16 protein-coding genes are annotated in these 16,105 nt (G+C 42.7%); 6 read left to right on the forward strand and 10 right to left on the reverse strand.

Annotated elements, in window-relative coordinates; genetic code table 11:
* Positions 1 to 30: 30 nt before the first annotated feature.
* From IH597_08200 to IH597_08230, 7 genes are all read right to left on the reverse strand, one after another.
* The gene (locus tag IH597_08200) at positions 31 to 1,119 is read right to left on the reverse strand and encodes a nitronate monooxygenase (GenBank protein ID MBE0662435.1); all 1,089 of its coding nucleotides are present in this window, start codon (positions 1,117 to 1,119) and stop codon (positions 31 to 33) included.
* A 248-nt stretch (positions 1,120 to 1,367) separates the two neighbouring features.
* Positions 1,368 to 1,730 (reverse strand): DUF1801 domain-containing protein, encoded by a 363-nt coding sequence (locus IH597_08205; protein ID MBE0662436.1) that lies wholly within the window; start codon positions 1,728 to 1,730, stop codon positions 1,368 to 1,370.
* A 28-nt stretch (positions 1,731 to 1,758) separates the two neighbouring features.
* A complete protein-coding gene (locus tag IH597_08210) occupies positions 1,759 to 2,595 on the reverse strand; it encodes a PIG-L family deacetylase (GenBank protein MBE0662437.1) in 837 nt (278 codons plus the stop codon).
* 259 nt (positions 2,596 to 2,854) lie between these two features.
* The gene (locus IH597_08215; protein MBE0662438.1) at positions 2,855 to 4,585 is read right to left on the reverse strand and encodes a hypothetical protein; all 1,731 of its coding nucleotides are present in this window, start codon (positions 4,583 to 4,585) and stop codon (positions 2,855 to 2,857) included.
* A complete protein-coding gene (locus IH597_08220) occupies positions 4,582 to 4,968 on the reverse strand; it encodes a BlaI/MecI/CopY family transcriptional regulator (GenBank protein MBE0662439.1) in 387 nt (128 codons plus the stop codon). The genes IH597_08215 and IH597_08220 overlap by 4 nt, the downstream gene beginning before the upstream one ends.
* Positions 4,969 to 5,194: 226 nt before the next feature.
* Positions 5,195 to 5,941 (reverse strand): DUF2490 domain-containing protein, encoded by a 747-nt coding sequence (locus IH597_08225; GenBank protein ID MBE0662440.1) that lies wholly within the window; start codon positions 5,939 to 5,941, stop codon positions 5,195 to 5,197.
* A gap of 54 nt (positions 5,942 to 5,995) precedes the next feature.
* Complete coding sequence (locus IH597_08230) at positions 5,996 to 6,574, reverse strand: hypothetical protein (GenBank protein MBE0662441.1); 579 nt, start codon at positions 6,572 to 6,574, stop codon at positions 5,996 to 5,998.
* A 244-nt stretch (positions 6,575 to 6,818) separates the two neighbouring features.
* Between IH597_08230 and IH597_08235 the strand changes: the two genes are divergently transcribed.
* Together IH597_08235 and IH597_08240 are read left to right on the forward strand one after the other, a co-directional pair.
* The gene (locus tag IH597_08235) at positions 6,819 to 7,304 is read left to right on the forward strand and encodes a DoxX family protein (GenBank protein MBE0662442.1); all 486 of its coding nucleotides are present in this window, start codon (positions 6,819 to 6,821) and stop codon (positions 7,302 to 7,304) included.
* Positions 7,305 to 7,397: 93 nt separating this feature from the next.
* The gene (locus tag IH597_08240) at positions 7,398 to 8,558 is read left to right on the forward strand and encodes a cytochrome-c peroxidase (GenBank protein ID MBE0662443.1); all 1,161 of its coding nucleotides are present in this window, start codon (positions 7,398 to 7,400) and stop codon (positions 8,556 to 8,558) included.
* Between the two features lie 193 nt (positions 8,559 to 8,751).
* Here the strand turns inward: IH597_08240 and IH597_08245 are convergent, their stop codons facing one another.
* Together IH597_08245 and IH597_08250 are read right to left on the reverse strand one after the other, a co-directional pair.
* Complete coding sequence (locus tag IH597_08245; GenBank protein MBE0662444.1) at positions 8,752 to 9,582, reverse strand: 2-oxo acid dehydrogenase subunit E2; 831 nt, start codon at positions 9,580 to 9,582, stop codon at positions 8,752 to 8,754.
* Positions 9,583 to 9,621: 39 nt separating this feature from the next.
* Entirely contained in the window at positions 9,622 to 10,464 is an 843-nt protein-coding gene (locus tag IH597_08250; GenBank protein MBE0662445.1) for a restriction endonuclease, read from the reverse strand.
* A 157-nt stretch (positions 10,465 to 10,621) separates the two neighbouring features.
* On the opposite strand from IH597_08250, the gene IH597_08255 reads away from it, so the two are divergent.
* Complete coding sequence (locus tag IH597_08255) at positions 10,622 to 11,521, forward strand: hypothetical protein (protein MBE0662446.1); 900 nt, start codon at positions 10,622 to 10,624, stop codon at positions 11,519 to 11,521.
* 113 nt (positions 11,522 to 11,634) lie between these two features.
* On the opposite strand, the gene IH597_08260 is transcribed toward IH597_08255, so the two are convergent.
* Positions 11,635 to 12,966: an MATE family efflux transporter gene (locus IH597_08260; protein ID MBE0662447.1), complete on the reverse strand. Its 1,332-nt coding sequence runs from the start codon at positions 12,964 to 12,966 to the stop codon at positions 11,635 to 11,637.
* A 272-nt stretch (positions 12,967 to 13,238) separates the two neighbouring features.
* Here IH597_08260 and crtI point away from each other — a divergent pair, with 272 nt between their 5' ends.
* The 3 genes from crtI to IH597_08275 are packed head-to-tail and all read left to right on the forward strand — an operon-like array spanning position 13,239 to position 16,086.
* Positions 13,239 to 14,711 (forward strand): phytoene desaturase, encoded by a 1,473-nt coding sequence (crtI, locus tag IH597_08265; protein MBE0662448.1) that lies wholly within the window; start codon positions 13,239 to 13,241, stop codon positions 14,709 to 14,711.
* Positions 14,708 to 15,358: a carotenoid biosynthesis protein gene (locus tag IH597_08270; protein MBE0662449.1), complete on the forward strand. Its 651-nt coding sequence runs from the start codon at positions 14,708 to 14,710 to the stop codon at positions 15,356 to 15,358. The genes crtI and IH597_08270 overlap by 4 nt, the downstream gene beginning before the upstream one ends.
* A 17-nt stretch (positions 15,359 to 15,375) precedes the next feature.
* Entirely contained in the window at positions 15,376 to 16,086 is a 711-nt protein-coding gene (locus tag IH597_08275) for a lycopene cyclase domain-containing protein (GenBank protein ID MBE0662450.1), read from the forward strand.
* Positions 16,087 to 16,105 lie beyond the last annotated feature (19 nt).

The following is a 16,105-nucleotide window of genomic DNA, read 5'->3' on the forward strand; positions in this document are numbered from 1 at the left end:
TTTTTTGTTGTGTTCAAAATTTCGTGAAAATCACGCAGTTGTTTCTGAGCGATTAATGGCTGCGCGAAAATCAGTCATCAGCTCGTGGAAAATCTCTTTTACTGTTGATATTTTATTTGCCAGGTAAGCATTGCTGCCGGCAAAAGCATAACCGCTTTTCATGTTGCCTTTATAAGCGTTGAAAAGGGCAGCCATGATGCAGTACGGAGTAGTTGACACATCGCAGGTTCTGATGCAATGGTAGGGGCATTTAACTGGTTTTTTTTCTCCCTGGTTTACCTTGGCAATAAAATCGTTGTGAATAGCCCGGCCTGGCATGCCAACAGGGCTTTTTATGATTTCCATGTCACTTTCAACGGCATCAATATAAGTTTGTTTAAAATTTGGTGAAGCGTCGCACTCCACGGTAGTTACAAACCTGGTTCCCAGTTGAACGCCCTTGGCGCCTTTTTGCATGATGTTGTAAATATCCTGACCGGTATAAATGCCACCGGCGGCTATTACAGGTATTTCTTTCTGATATTTCTCTTCAAAAAACCTTACTTCTTTTACAACTTCCGGCACCAGTTCCTCGAGGGTGAAATGCGAATTATCAATGTTTTCTTTCTTGAAACCCAAATGACCGCCTGCTTTTGGGCCTTCAACCACAAATGCATCGGGCAGATAATTGAAGGCCGTTTTCCATTTCTCGCAGATGAGTTTGGCCGCCCTGCCTGATGAAACAATAGGCACTAATTTGGTAAGACTGTCGGATTTGAGAAATTCGGGCAATTGAAGAGGCAATCCGGCGCCTGAGAAAATGATATCGGCTTTCTCAGCTATGGCGGTGCGAACCAGTTCGGCGAAATTTGACATGGCCACCATGATGTTCACACCAATGACCCCTTGTGTTTTTTCTTTTGCCTTTCTGATCTCTTGCTTTAAACCTTCGATGTTGGCTTCCACAAAATCAAGTGCGGGATTCCGGTGCACAAGTCCAAGGCCTGCGGCAGAAATAACTCCCACTCCCCCTTCGTTTGCAACGGCTACAGCCAGGCCCGACATTGAAACACCAACACCCATACCGCCCTGGATAATTGGGATGGGGATGCTTAATCCACCTATTTTGAGTTCACGCATCATTCTAATTGTATGGTTGATTTATAATCCGGCAAAGGTAATTAAACTTATTGGTTATCAGTATTTTTTACAAATCACTAAAGCCACGGTTGACAGCAGGATTCTATAAATTTCAGCTACATTTTGGAATGCTGACTGCCTTTTTGCCCGCTATAAAAAAGCAAACTCAGAAGGAAACTGAATTTTGAATATGAAATTTTGAATCTTGAATCTTTATGATGAAATCCGAAATCGAAAATCTCCTCTGTTTATCCTGACCGTTTTTTTGACTTTGTCTTGTTTTCCTCCACCCTGAAAGCAACAATTTGCCGGATTAAATCAAAAGGAATGGGCTTATCAAAAGGAAACTGCACCGAGCCTTTGCCTTGCTTATATGTTGAAAGCTCCTTTTTAAATTCAGCATGTCCCGAAGGTGTTGCATAAAACCCGATATGGTTTCTAAAAGCTGCAAAATAAACAAGCGGTCTCCCATTGATTTTGTACGATGGCATTTGATATGCCAGGCTCTCAATGGCTTCAGGAGCGCATTCTATGATAATGGTTCGAATCTGATTTAAAAGCATCTGCACTTCTTCCGGGAAGGTCATGATGTATTCGGCAACCGTTTCCATAAACTAATTTTTTAACACATGATGGATTTTATCTTTTTAGCAATGTATAATACTCTTTGCTGAAGGCATTTATATGGCTTTGTTTATTTTCCTCATCGTACACGAGGGAAAATTTTCTTAAAATCTTTATCTGTGACTGATAACAAAGTCCCGCCTCATTTTTAGCTTCCCAGTAAGGCCTGATATCCAGGGCAAAATCAGGATCCGGGAGCCCATCGCTTCCGGTCAGTTTCTTAGCCCATTCATATCCCGGAGATTTTGCAACGAAGAAGCTTTCAAGCTTATCAGAAAGAGTAAGTTGCAGTAAATGCTTTGGCCGGAATTCCGGATTGTCCTTATTCTCAAGAAATAAATCTTCGGTCAGTTGTGCTGATATCCTGTGCTCGGGATGTCCGTAACCGCCAATTTCTGTATCGTAAGTCACGAGTACATCCGGTTTGAAGTCATTGATTTTGTTTTGGATAATGCGCTTTATGCTATCTTCCTGATCGTACCAGAATAGAATTTTATCTTCCATAATGTCATCCCAGGTATTGTTTACCAGGCCTGCAACATCCACTTTTTCAATCCCTAACCGGGCTGCTGAACAATTCAATTCCTGCCCACGGGCTTCGTTGTGCCCGCAGAGGGTTAGCAAATGGATTGATGCACCCTGTTCTTTAAGAAACATGATTAACCCTCCCACTACAATTTCATCGTCGGCATGGGGGAAAATCAATAATACTCTCGAGGTGTCTGTTAAGTCCATTTCCAGGGTTGGAACACTATGGTCCTGGTATGACTCAATTTGCTGGTAATCTATTTTTTCCTGATTGCTGCAACCCAACAGGGCTGCCATGAAAAGCACAATGATAAATGGTTTCATAAGGTTGGTTTAAGGTTTTTGAAAGGTGAGAAGCCTTAGCCCTTTAATAACCTAAACTGAAAGCAATTATTATATTTTGGGATTAACTGACTGTATAACAGCTATCCGGATGCTGGCGCGGTTCGGCAATCCCATGAATCATTTTTATGTTTCAAAAAAATCAGGGTCTAAATCCCTGCCTCAGGCAGAGATTAAAACCCTGTGAAAAAGCCGGCGGATCAATGTACCGGGATTAAGAAATTTTCAGATTTGATCCAGGTCAGTTTAAATCTTCTTCATGCTCTTCAATGGCTTCGTCGAGTTCAACGTTCAATTCTTTCAATGATTTGCTGAGTTCTTCTATGATCTTTTCAATTTCAATCGGATGCAGACTTTCGTTCAGTATTGGTCCCAGGTCCTGAAGTAGCTTTCCAGCTTCTTCCATTGATATGGACGCTTCTTTTAATGCTTTGGAGATTTCACTGTTTATTTCCGTCCAGTCAATATTTTCCATTTCCTGCATTGCTTTCCTCATCTCTTCTCTCGCTTGTTGCATTTCCTCTTTATCCATCTGCTCCATGGCCTTGCGAATTTCTTCGCGGGCGGTTTCCATCTCCCTTCTAAATTCTTCGGATTGAATCTTTTCTACCTCCTGCCTCGCAATTTCCATTGCCTCGGCAACCTCAGCTCTCATTTTCCGCATTTCTTCCTGGAATTCTTCCGAATTGAAATGTTCCATCACTTCGAGCTTCGCCACTGAGACGGCTAGCCGTGCTTCCTCAATTACCCTCTGAATATCCCTCCTGTCCTCTTCACTCAGATCCTTCCACAACACTGTAGTTCCATCCTGTAAGCAAATGTTTTCAGGTTCTTTCCTGATAACGGTGTCGGGAACCGGTTCTGTAAAAGGATTGGCGTTGGAGGCTAAAGAGATATTATTTTCTGTAATTAGATCGGAATTTGTTGGGGTCACAGTGATAAAGGCTGGATTGATCCAGGCCAGCGATACAACTGCTGAAATAACAAGCAGCAGTGCCGCGATTTTTTGTCCGGAATTGATTTTTCGTGTTTTCATGTTCATTATGTTTTTAATACGTGTGAATAATTGGTGCTTACCTGAAACAGCCGCCATAGCAGGCTGCAAAATAGCACTGAGTTTTTCGGTTTCCATCGAAAGCAGGGCTTCAGCATATACCCTTGGTTTGCCGGTGGTTTTCACAACCCACTCATCAACGCAGTTCTCTCTTTCATTACGCAATTGATTAGAAACCCACCATACTGCCGGATGAAAAAACAATAGTGTTTCAAGGATATTCTGCAACATGTTAACATAGTGGTCAAGGCGTTTGATATGTTTGAATTCATGCAAAAGAATGGCCTCAATCTGAGCCGGTGTTAAGCCTGAAAAGAAAGACAGAGGTAACAATATCACCGGTTTGATGAACCCTGCCACACAGGGAACGCTGATGCGCGAAGAGATAAATAGTTGTACATTTAGCCTAAGCCCTGATTTGTAGATCAAGTCTGAAACTCTATCAACCCATTTTTCGGGCAAAGGATAAGAATAACGGTTTTTGTAAACGAAAAGCCTGATATAACCAGCCAAACCGCTCAATGAAAACAGGATTATGCCTGCGAGATAGATTAGGAAGATCATTGGTGTGAAAGCATCAAACTTTTCAAGGAATACCGGGTAATTTTTCGGAACCGCAAAAAATGAAGTGCTGCCCTGGTGAGTTAACCAGACCACATCCTCAAAGCCAAGCGAAACAAGCTGCTGCGCTCTTGAAAAAACCACCCACTGACTGAATAATGTGTAACCAAAAGTTAGCGGCATTGCCAGCAGCGCAATCAGGACAAGGTTATGCCGGGTTACTGGAGATGAATGCCTGAGAAACCTCAGTAGCAACATCATTAATGCAGCAATCAAAGCAAACTGCCACAGGGAGTGTAACAAGGCCCATCCAAGTGCATTTACAGCAGGGTGGTACAGATGTTCTGTGATGTTCATGGCTCCGGGACTTGAAGTTGATTTAAATAATCACGGATTTCACCGATCTCTTTTTCTGTCAAACTCTTCTGCGACAAAGCCCCGATCACCATCCGGCTTGCCGATCCACTGAAAAGGTTTTGAATCATTTTATTCAGCATATCTCCCTCTATATCTTCGCGTTTAAAAGCCGGGTTGTATAAATGTGATCGCTGCGAAGTGTCACGCTGAAGCAAGCCTTTATCTGTCATGATCTGCATGATCTTCAATGTAGTGGTGTAGCCAATATCACGGTTGGATTCGATAATCTCATGAACCTCACGGACAGTGGCCGGGCCTTTTTCCCAGAGTATTTGAAGGATTTCAAGTTCGCTTTCGGTAGGTCTGTGCTTTTTAGAATTCATAGTACGAAGTTTTTCGTAGCAAAGATAGTACGAAAAACTTCGTATTCAATTATTTTTTGCATTTTTTAAGAAAAATTTTCTGAATGCCTTGTAGGAAAGAGAAGTAAGATCGCGGGAATTGTACTGTTTTCAATAAATTATTTTGAAGAATTGCGAGGGAACTCAGGGATTATTAGTTATATAAGCTTGGCTTACTATGGAGTCACTATTGTTCCTGTATCACTTCTTACAAGTTTACAATCCAGCCTAACTTGACCAACAATGTGTTGTTAGTAAATAGCTGTCCGTTTTCGGATCTCAGATCGAAGCCAAACTGCAGTTTTTGCGAGGGTTTGATCATATAGCCGATATTGAATACCAGCCTGTTTTCAAAGCCAACTGTAGAATCCTGATAATCGAATAAAACTTCCTCAGATGCGAGAAGGAAAAATTCACCCGGATCAAGTGCCTGCCCCTGAAGCGGAACCTCAAGGCTAAAGCGGTATCTGAGCCTGAGTTTAAAGGATTCTTCCTGATAAAAGGTTTGATCGCTTCGCAAACGATGTCCAATAGTTAAATTGCGTGGGCGGGAAATAGTCGAGAATTGCTGTATAATCCGGTGCGAACCAGGATCATTGGGTTCAAAACCATATTGATAACCCAGCGATACCCGGTTGTAAGGATTTAGCCTTTTAGTAAGGAAAAGTTGAAAATCCGTTCCATCGAAGTTACTGACCCAGATTGGCGAATCATTCACATCCCGCTCCACAAAATAGTGAAACGCTTCTATTTTCGTGTTCAGGAAATAATCCTCGTTCAGTTTGAAGTTAATAGCTAAGTCAGGCGAAAAAGCCGAGGATTTTACGAATTTTTGTGCAGGAATAACCGATGGCAAAAGGAATAAAATAAGGAACAGTAGGAGTTGATTTATTTTAAAATGAGGTGGTGGCAACTTTTCCGCTCCACTAACAGCCAGTGATTTTGATCTTTGCATTAGTTGTTTCAGATAATTAAGGGCTTTTCAGGTGAAACAGCAGATACTTGAATTTTAGAAGTCGAAATTAAAGTTAGGAGATAAATAAATTTCGCGCTGCATGATCAATTCTCCCTCACTGCTGAATAGCATCTCCCAGAGTTTATTTTCTTCATGGGTGACACCATGAAACTCAATCTCATATCTGATGGTAATTCCTTCTTCTTCGTTTTCATCAATGAAATCTTCAAGATCATCTTCGTCCCCAGTTGCTTGTTCCTGAATTTTCTGGATCTTGTATGTTTGAAAATGATCATCGAAATACGAAAGAATAACTAAGCTGGTTGATTTGGGCATTTCGGATAGTTCTATCTTTTTTTCAACATCCACAATCAGCCCTGAGGTGTCAAACTTCACACTATAATCATGGCTCTCCCACCTGAACTTTGCTTCATAGCTATTTACTGCTGGGGTGGTTTCAAAGTACCATTTTGCTGTCCTGATATCCTCAAATGCATCTTTCAACCACTTCCTGGCTCTTTTTGGCACATCCTTTTCAGATATTCTCTTTTCCTGTTCATACTTCACCTGACCCATCATTGTTAAACTCAGGGTCATAAGCATCAGGAATAGAATCAGTCTTTTCGTTTTCATATGATTATTTTAAACACACCAAAATTAGCTTTTTAGTTTTAGTAATCATTAAACAGGAGTTTGATTGCATCAGATCTGAGTCCTCAGAGTATTTTTTAAAAACAAATTACCCTAAACAGCATTATTGATAGCATAGAAGGTAAGCCGGGTATGCGTTGTCTCTAATGTTTATGAATTTATTTTCTGAACATTGAAACACCCTAAAATGTTATCAAAGCAACTCTTCCAATGCTAAAAAAATCTCATGCAAGAACCTAAAATTCTTTACGACCGGCTTGATAAGCGCATTACCTCATGGATGTCAAAATATGGCCTTGTGCTGTTGCGACTGAGTATCGGGATTGTTTTCTTCTGGTTCGGGATCCTGAAGTTCTTTTCCGGCCTCAGTCCGGCACAGGACCTCGCTATCCGCACTGTTGATGTATTGGCATTTGGTCTGATCCCGGGAAGCATCTCTATTCATATTCTCGCTGTATGGGAAGTGCTTATCGGAATAGGCTTGCTCACCGGTATTTACATGCGCGTTACCCTTTTCCTGCTCTTTCTGCAAATGATCGGAACCATGTCACCGGTTTTTCTTTTCCCCGCCGAAGTGTTTACAAGAATTCCGTATGCTCCCACTCTCGAAGGGCAATATATAATTAAAAACCTCGTGATCATTAGCGCAGGCTTTGTGCTGGGGGCTACCGTAAGCAAGGAGAAACCCAGGATTGTGGAAGCAAAAAAATGATGTGACCTGTATTGAACTCCTTACAGTGAAATACAACCTGAAGTCATCAGTCAAAGCCATGGGTCTCACAAAGATTCGTTAACTTTGCTCATCATGAATCACAACAAAATATTCCTCTTCCTGGCTTCGCTCATTTTCCTGTTGCTATTTGCTCTGTGCGGCAAGGATAACGATGATCCTGTTTACGACCCAACACCTTACGAGATTGAAATTCCCAGGTTTTTCCCTAACAAACTTAACATTCCTGATGATAATCCAATGACGGTTGAAGGTGTGGAACTTGGCCGCTATCTCTTTTACGATGGCCGTCTCTCGGGTCGGACCCATGCCGATTCGCTGATGAGTTGCGGCACCTGCCATATTCAATCGCGGTCTTTTGTTTGCGGCATTGAACATCCGAAATTTACCGGTGGAAAAACTTTCGGCTTGACCGGTATTCCGACTCCGCACAATATGATGCCACTCATCAATAAGGTTTTCAACCACAACGGTTATCTCTGGAATGGTTTGATCCACGAAAGCAATAGCGATACTTCACGAAGACAGCTCGAAGACCTGGTGTGGATGGGCGTTGTAGCCCCACATGAAATGCACGGCGACACCAACCGTACCGTTGCATTAATCCAAAGCATTCCGGGTTACCCTGAACTCTTTTTCAAGGCTTTCGGTTCGGAAACTGTAACTATGGTAAACATTGGCAAGGCTATTGCCCAGTTTATGCGAACACTGATTTCGGCAAACTCAAAGTTTGATCGCTATTTGCGTGGCGAGGAACAGTTAAGCCAGGATGAACTCAGCGGTTATGAGCTTTTTATGACCGAAGAAGGCGCTGATTGTTTTCATTGCCATGGGGGTAGCGGTGTGCCGCTTTTTACCACGAATCTTTATTACAACAACGGTAAAGACACCGTTTTTGATGATCCCCGCGATCGCTACTCCATCACAGGCGATCCGAATGACAAGGGCGCTTACCGGGCTCCTACCCTGAGAAACATCGAACTAACAGCGCCTTACATGCACGATGGCCGGTTCGCAACACTTGAGGAAGTAATTGATTTTTACTCTCATGATGTGAAACTTTCCCCTTATGTGCACCCGCTTATGCACCATGTTAACAACGGTGGCGTTCAACTTACACCAAAGAAAAAACAGGATTTGCTTGCTTTTATCAGAACCCTGCGAGACGACGAGTTTCTTACCAATCCCGCTTTTTCTAAACCTGCAACCTTCCCTGATGGTTCGCAACAAGAATAGTGATGCTGTAATACAGTGTAGCAGTTTAGCAGTATGGCATAATGAAGTAGTGGAGTGATGGAGTAATGAAGGGATGGATTAATAGTTCAAAATTCCAGATTTAAGATTCGTAAATCTCAAATGACAGCTAATTTGAAGTTGAATCTTAGACTTTGAGCTTTGAACTTTGGATTTTGGATTTTGGGCTTGGAGTTTAAACAGCTTTTGGTTCGAACCAAACCGGTTTTCTTTCAAGCTGCTCGACATCCCTGAGGACTTCGCGGATGTAACGAAACAACTTTCCTCCGTGCGAACCATCTACGGCACGGTGGTCAATGGCAGTACCAAGCCAAAGCACACGACGCGGAACAACTTGCCCCTCAACTACCCAGGGCCTCATGTTTACACCGCCGAGGATCATCACAAACGAAACATTGGATATTGGAAAAAGCGCTGGAAAACCGGCATCAAGGCCAAGGCTGCCGATATTTGAGATCATAAACGAGCCGAAGCTGCTGGCCGAAAGCCCCCAGGCAGGAATGGAGATGCCCATGTCAATGGACAGAACTTTCAGAAACCTGAAAATCCAGCCGCGGAAAGGCCAGGGAATACCTGCCAGGATTCCCTTCATCTTCATGGTTTTGTTTTCTGTTCCTTTTCGCGAATCGCGGATATTTTCCATAAGCAAATCGGCAAGTTCAGCAAGGGTCAAAGTATCTGCATCGGTCACCTTAATGGAACTCATCTGCTGATCGCGCAACAACACGCTGATGCTTGCATCAATGGTTGGTCGTGGGATGACTTTTCCGCGGCTGACATAAACGTTCAGCTCAGGGACATCTTGCTTTAAAGCCCTGGCAATGATAAGTGTAAATACGTGTGTAAGGGTGATACGAAGGCCCTCTTTGCGCTTGCGGTTGATATAATCCTCAATTTCTGTTACATCAATCTCAACCGAACCAAGGATTTTGGCATCGGTAGGTTTTTTGTAAACGCTTGCGGCTACGCGGCGCCAGTTATTGTTCAATTCGTTAGTTTGTTGCATGCAGGACTGGGTGATAAATATTTGTCAAAAATAAGGTTTTCAGAGCAAACACAAATCATGCACTTCTTCCATGACTTTATCCTGTTTTCTGGGATCAAGGTGAAGCAGGTCGAGAAGGTGTGGTTTTTGGCAAAGTTCACTGCATAACAATACTCCCGCTTCAAGCAGTATTTGTTTTTGTTTAGCGGCAAGTCCGGTTATTACTGTAATGGGTAATAATCCTGCTTTTTCAATCATTTCTTTTAGGCTGTCCTTATGAGGGAAATCCCAACCCACAAGTTTGAGCCCAGCACAAATACCGTATTCTTCCGCATCACCCGAAAAACGTGTATTGGTGACCACCCATCCCTCAAAATCAATATTTTCATTTCGCTGATCCGATCGCCATACACTTTCAATATCATTGAACCGCGACCGGATATACAAAGGAACATGCACATTGCAGATTTTTCCTTGCGTATTATGGTATTTGCACTCAACCATCACTATAACGTTATCCTTCTGAGCGACTACATCAACTTCATGTCTGACACATTTTCCCCGAATCGTTTTGCTGACTTCCACGGCATAACCCTGTTTTATGAAAACCTCAGCAACCAGGCGTTCGAAAGGAAATCCTGTTGGCCCAAGTTCCATAATTGCTCTCTTGAGGCTGTAACGGGCCGCATTGGATCTCACTCTTTTGCGGAGTATCTGAAAAGCCATGTCGTATATTTGCCTGGTCGTAATGCCGTCACGCATATATGAATACACTTCAGTGACTATGGCATCCACCAGCGCCTGCGGCGCTCCTGACCGATGCAGGGAATTCCTCAACTTTTCTTCTGAGAAGTCCTGCTCTTCGCCGGAAGCTTTGATAATTTTAAACTTCTTGTTGCTCATTAGTTACAGGTAATTGTGGGGATTTATCTTGATGAACACAACAAAACGGGACTAAACTACACGGATCAGGATGCAAATTTATCGAAATTTAGCACGTTCAGGATTATGAAAAGCGGTGTTTGTTTAGCTTTGCAGAAAATGAGTAAATAAAACTACTATGCCTCAACGGAAATCAATCGCCCTTTACCGAAAGAACCTCCTTGCAATGCCTGGCAATAAAAGACAACATGAAGCCTGGCTTTATAGCCACAGTGAGTTTAATGCAAAAGGAAACCTGACCGAACAGTCAGTTTACACGCAGGATGGTGCTCTTGTTGAGCGAATTATCAATGAGTATGATGCAAACGACTTTTTGATCAACGAAAAATACATGGCCGATGCTAATGAAACTTCGGAAGAGAAATCATTTGAACGCGATGAAAAAGGTTTGATATTAAGGGAGTTTAAACACTATATTGATGATTCCGTTGATACAACCACCTACCAATATGACAACCAGTATCGTATTATCAGTAAAGTTACTGTAAACGATGAAGGGGAAATTGAGCAAAAAGTATTCAATGAATACAGGGATGATTTTTTGGTAAAAACACAGATCTTCGATGGTGAAAACAAGCTGTTGCAACTCGACGAATTCAAATACGACGAAAAAGGAAACTCCGTTGAACATAGAAAAGTTGACAACGAAAGCGGTACAAACGCTTTTATTGTAACCAGCTATAACAGTCTTGGACGCAAAAAGGAAGAAATCACCTACGATGAAGACGGCGATATAATCAGCGAAACCTCCTATGCTGAAGATGAAAAAGGCCGGCTGCTCAACATTATAGAAGAGAGCAGCGAAAAAGATGTCGCTATTAAATTTACCTATGATGAGCAGGACAATATCATCCAACAGGAAGAAATCAGCAACCAGGGCAAACAACTGGTTTCAGTGAAAAGGGAATTTGATAAGGAAAACAACCTGATCCGAAGCGAAGTATATATTGATGGCCAGGGTCAGACCCTGCCACAGCATTATGAAGTAAACGTTGAATATACATTCTACGAAGATTAAACATTTCAAAATTCAATTGTTATTCCTCTCCCAAAGTTATAGGAATTATTATTCATGATGCTACATTCGTCAATCGTCATTCTACATTCGTAAATCTAAAATCTCAAACACTCCTACCCCACTACCACCTTTTTCCTCCAGTTCCCTTTCAGGTAATAAATCCATGAGAACCCGGCTCCAATTGCCCAGCCCAGCGGGATAGCCCACCAGATTCCGGCAACTCCCATTTGGCGCGATAGCCACCATGAAGCAGGGATTCGAATCACCCAAAGAGCAAACAGGGTGATAAACATTGGAATGAGTGTAGCCCCGGCGCCGCGCAGCAAACCGCCTATCACAAACATGGCAGAAAAAACAACATAAAAGGAGCAAACGATCAGTAAATATTCCGCGCCAATGTCTATTACAACCGGATCGGAAGTAAACATACCCATAAGCTGGTGGCGGAAAAGAATGACTACCAGTGTGACTATTAATGAAACAAAAGAAGACATTTTTAAAGTGGCTACCAGGCCGGCGTAAACACGTTCAGGCTTTTTGGCGCCGAGGTTCTGACCCACATAAGTTGACAATGCAGCGCCAAAATTCATTGATGCCAGCGCGGCAAGTGAATCAATCCGCAACGCTACGCTGTATGCGGCTACCGTATCGGTTCCAAAATCATTTACGATCCTGAACAAGGCCAGCATCCCCAGCGAGACAAAGGTTTGCTGCAAGCCGGAAGGAAGGCCTATATGAAGACTTTTCTTAAAAATCAACCAGTCGAACTCAAGTTTCCGCCATGAAAGGTTAAAGACAGCGTGGGTCCGGTTCAAATAAATGATGGCCGAGATGAATGCACCCCCTTGCGAAATAATGGTAGCATAGGCAGCACCGGCAATTCCCCATTTAAAAACCACGATAAAGAGAAGATCAAGGGCAATATTGGTGATGGTGGCAATCACCAAAAAATACAATGGGGTTTTTGAATCGCCCAAACCTCGCAAAATAGCGCTGGTAGCGCTGAATCCAAAAAACAGTATGATCCCGCCCATGTAAACATTAAAATACAACAAGGCTTGTGGTAACACATCCTCAGGGAGTCGTATAAGCTGAAAAATTGCTTTACTGAAAATTATACCTAATGCCGTGATCACAATAGAAGAAAAAAACAAAAACACCCACATTGTATCAATGGCACGGCGCACATTGTTTATGTCCTTCGCCCCAAAGTACTGCGCTATAATAATGGTTGAGCCCGATGCAATGCCGATTACAAATGAGATGAGCATAAAAAGCAAAGGGAATGAGGCGCCAACGGCTGCCAATGCTTCTTTTCCGAGGAAATTCCCTACGATAATGCTATCCACTACGTTGTAAAGTTGCTGGAATACATTGCCAATGAGCATTGGCGTGGCAAATTGCAAAATGAGAGCGGAAGGTTTTCCTTCAGTTAAATCTTTCATTCAATCGGTAGCTAGGCTGAGTTTCTTAGAAACAAAATTATACGGAAATTGTTACACGTCCATAATTTATAATTCACTGCCTTTAAATATACCCGGCAAACCATGAAACTGACGCGGGTGAAGGAATAAGATAAAATTAACTCTAAACTCTCTAAACATCCTAAACACTCTAAACTCTCTAAACACTTCCTAAACAAATTCAGGCTTTCCAGTGTTTAGCATTTCTACTGATCTGTTGAACAAAAACAAATTATATTCTTACCCGCCTAGCCATGACCCCAAAAGCCATCATTATCGGTTCAGGTATTGCAGGGCTTGCCGCTGCCGTGCGTTTGTCAATTAAAGGCTATTCCGTTGATGTGTTCGAAACCAATGCTTATCCCGGCGGAAAGCTTACACAGTTTACTCAGGGCAATTACCGCTTTGATGCCGGCCCCTCGTTATTTACGATGCCTCAATACATGGATGAACTTTTCATTGCTGCCGGCAAGGATCCAAGCAAATATTTCAATTACAGGCGCAAAGATGAATCGTGCCGGTATTTCTGGGATGATGGAACAAGGCTTACAGCATGGGCAGAACAGGAAAAGTTTGCTGCCGAAGTTGAGGAAAAATTAAGCGTAAAAGCAGACGTTGTGATCAAAAAGCTTAATAAAAGTAGGCTGATGTACGAACTCGCAGGCCGGACTTTCCTTGAAAAACCACTGAACCGCTTTTCGACCTGGATAAACAAGGATATAATCAAGCCCCTCTTCAATCTGCACAAGCTGGGTCTGTTCAGCACCATGCACCAGGATAATGCTGAAATTCTTGGTGATCCAAAACTTGTGCAGATGTTCGACCGCTATGCAACTTATAATGGTTCGGACCCTTACCGGGCGCCGGGTGTTCTCAATATAATTCCGCATTTTGAACACGGAATCGGAACTTTTCATCCGGTCAACGGCATGCATGATATTACGGAAAGCCTTTTTAGGCTTGCAAAAGATCTGGGTGTTGTTTTTCATTTCAACGAGAAGGTTGAAGAAATCATCGTTGAAAATAATCGTGTAACCGGTGTTCGAACAAATACACAAACCATTTTAGCTGAGTTGGTGGTTTCTAACATGGACGTAGCTCCAACCTATCGCAGGCTATTGGCTCAGCAACAAGCGCCTGAGCGAATCCTGAAGCAGGAAAGGTCAAGTTCTGCATTGATTTTCTTTTGGGGAATCAGGAAAACATTCGCTGAATTGGGCTTGCACAATATCTTTTTCAGCAAAGATTACAAAAAGGAATTTGCAGACATTTTTAAAGGCAGGGTTCCTGCCGATGATCCAACTGTTTATGTGAACATCACTTCAAAAGACGTTCGTGCCGATGCACCGGCTGGCTGCGAAAACTGGTTCGTAATGGTGAACGTTCCTGAAGATAAAGGGCACGAATGGCACACGCTGATACCGCTATACCGTTCTGAAATATTCCGGAAATTGAACCAGATATTGAAAGTTGATTTGCAGGAATTTATTGAAAATGAGAGTACGCTTACTCCGCATGATATTGAAATTAAGACTTCCTCGTTAGGAGGATCGCTTTACGGAACAAACTCAAATAACCGTTTTGCTGCATTTTTAAGGCATGCCAATAAAAGCAGTCGCATTGGCGGCTTGTATTTTTGTGGCGGAAGTGTGCACCCAGGTGGCGGGATTCCATTATGTTTGTTATCGGCTAAAATTGTTTCAGAAATCTGTCCGCAACCGTCATGAAATTTCTTCAAAACCGATTCCAGCTTAGCCTGTTTCTTCTTATAGTTATTTATACTGTAGGTATAGTAACTGTTTTGCTCGGCAATGCTGATGATCTGATGAAACTTACGCCATTCAACCTGTTGTTTGCATCCGGTATTTTGTTGTACAATGCCGAAGGGATCAGCCGCAGGTACATTGCATGGTTTGCAGTTATCGCCGTTTCCGGATATGTGATTGAACTAATCGGAATCATTACAGGAATTATTTTCGGCGAGTATGCATATGGCTCAGGATTAGGGCTCAAACTATTTGATGTACCCCTGATCATTGGCCTGAACTGGGCAATCCTTGTATTTGCAACCGCAGCGCTCGTGCAACAGTTTTCATGGCCCTTATGGCTGAAAGCAGCAGTTGCAGCTACGCTGATGGTTGCCTATGACTTATTTCTCGAACCCGTTGCCATCCACTTTGATTTCTGGACCTGGGCCGGAGGTTCGATACCTCTGCAAAACTATGCAGCATGGTGGCTCATTGCTTTCCTGATGCTACTGGGCACATTCAAGTTTGTGGCTAACCTTAAGAACCGCCTGGCGGCTTATGTAATTGCAATACAAACGCTGTTTTTTATCATTCTGATCCTGAACCAGGATCTATCAATCGGTTGAAATAATTCCAGCCAACTATGGACAGATTATATCTTTACATCAATATCTTCACCATCGCTGCTCCTTTGCTGTTGAGTTTCGACAAAAAGGTAGCATTCTACAAAGATTGGAAATACCTGTTCCCGGCCATTCTTATTATGGCTGTAGTTTTCATTGGCAAAGATGCCATTTTTGCTTCGCTTGGAATTTGGGGTTTTAATGATGAATACCTCATTGGAGTGCGCATGCTCGGACTGCCGATTGAAGAGTGGATGTTTTTCATCACTGTGCCATATGCCTGCGTTTTCATTTATGCCTGCCTGGTTGCTTACCTGAAGGTTGACCCGCTTAAAAACATTCACCGGCCTTTTCTTTTCATCCTTAGCATCACATTGCTACTTGTTGGCATCATCTATTTCAACAGGCTTTATACTTCCATCATTTTCATTGCCACAGCCTTGCTGATTCTGTATAATCTTTATCGGCGTCAACCCTGGCTGAGTATGTTCCTGCTCTCCTATTTTGTCTCCATTATCCCGTTTTTCCTGGTCAATGGAATTTTGACAGGCAGTTTTATTGAAAGCCCGGTGGTTTGGTACGACCCGTCTCAGAACCTGGGAATCCGCCTGTTCACGATCCCAATCGAAGACACAATTTACAATCTGATGATGCTGATGATGACGGTGCAGTTGATGGAAGCATTTAAAGGCATTAATTCAAAATTCAAAATTCAAAGCCCTAAGCTCTAAGCCCCAAGCTCAAAGTTCA

Source organism: Bacteroidales bacterium (assembly GCA_014860575.1).
In the GTDB taxonomy this organism is placed as follows: Bacteria; Bacteroidota; Bacteroidia; order Bacteroidales; family JAAYJT01; genus JAAYJT01.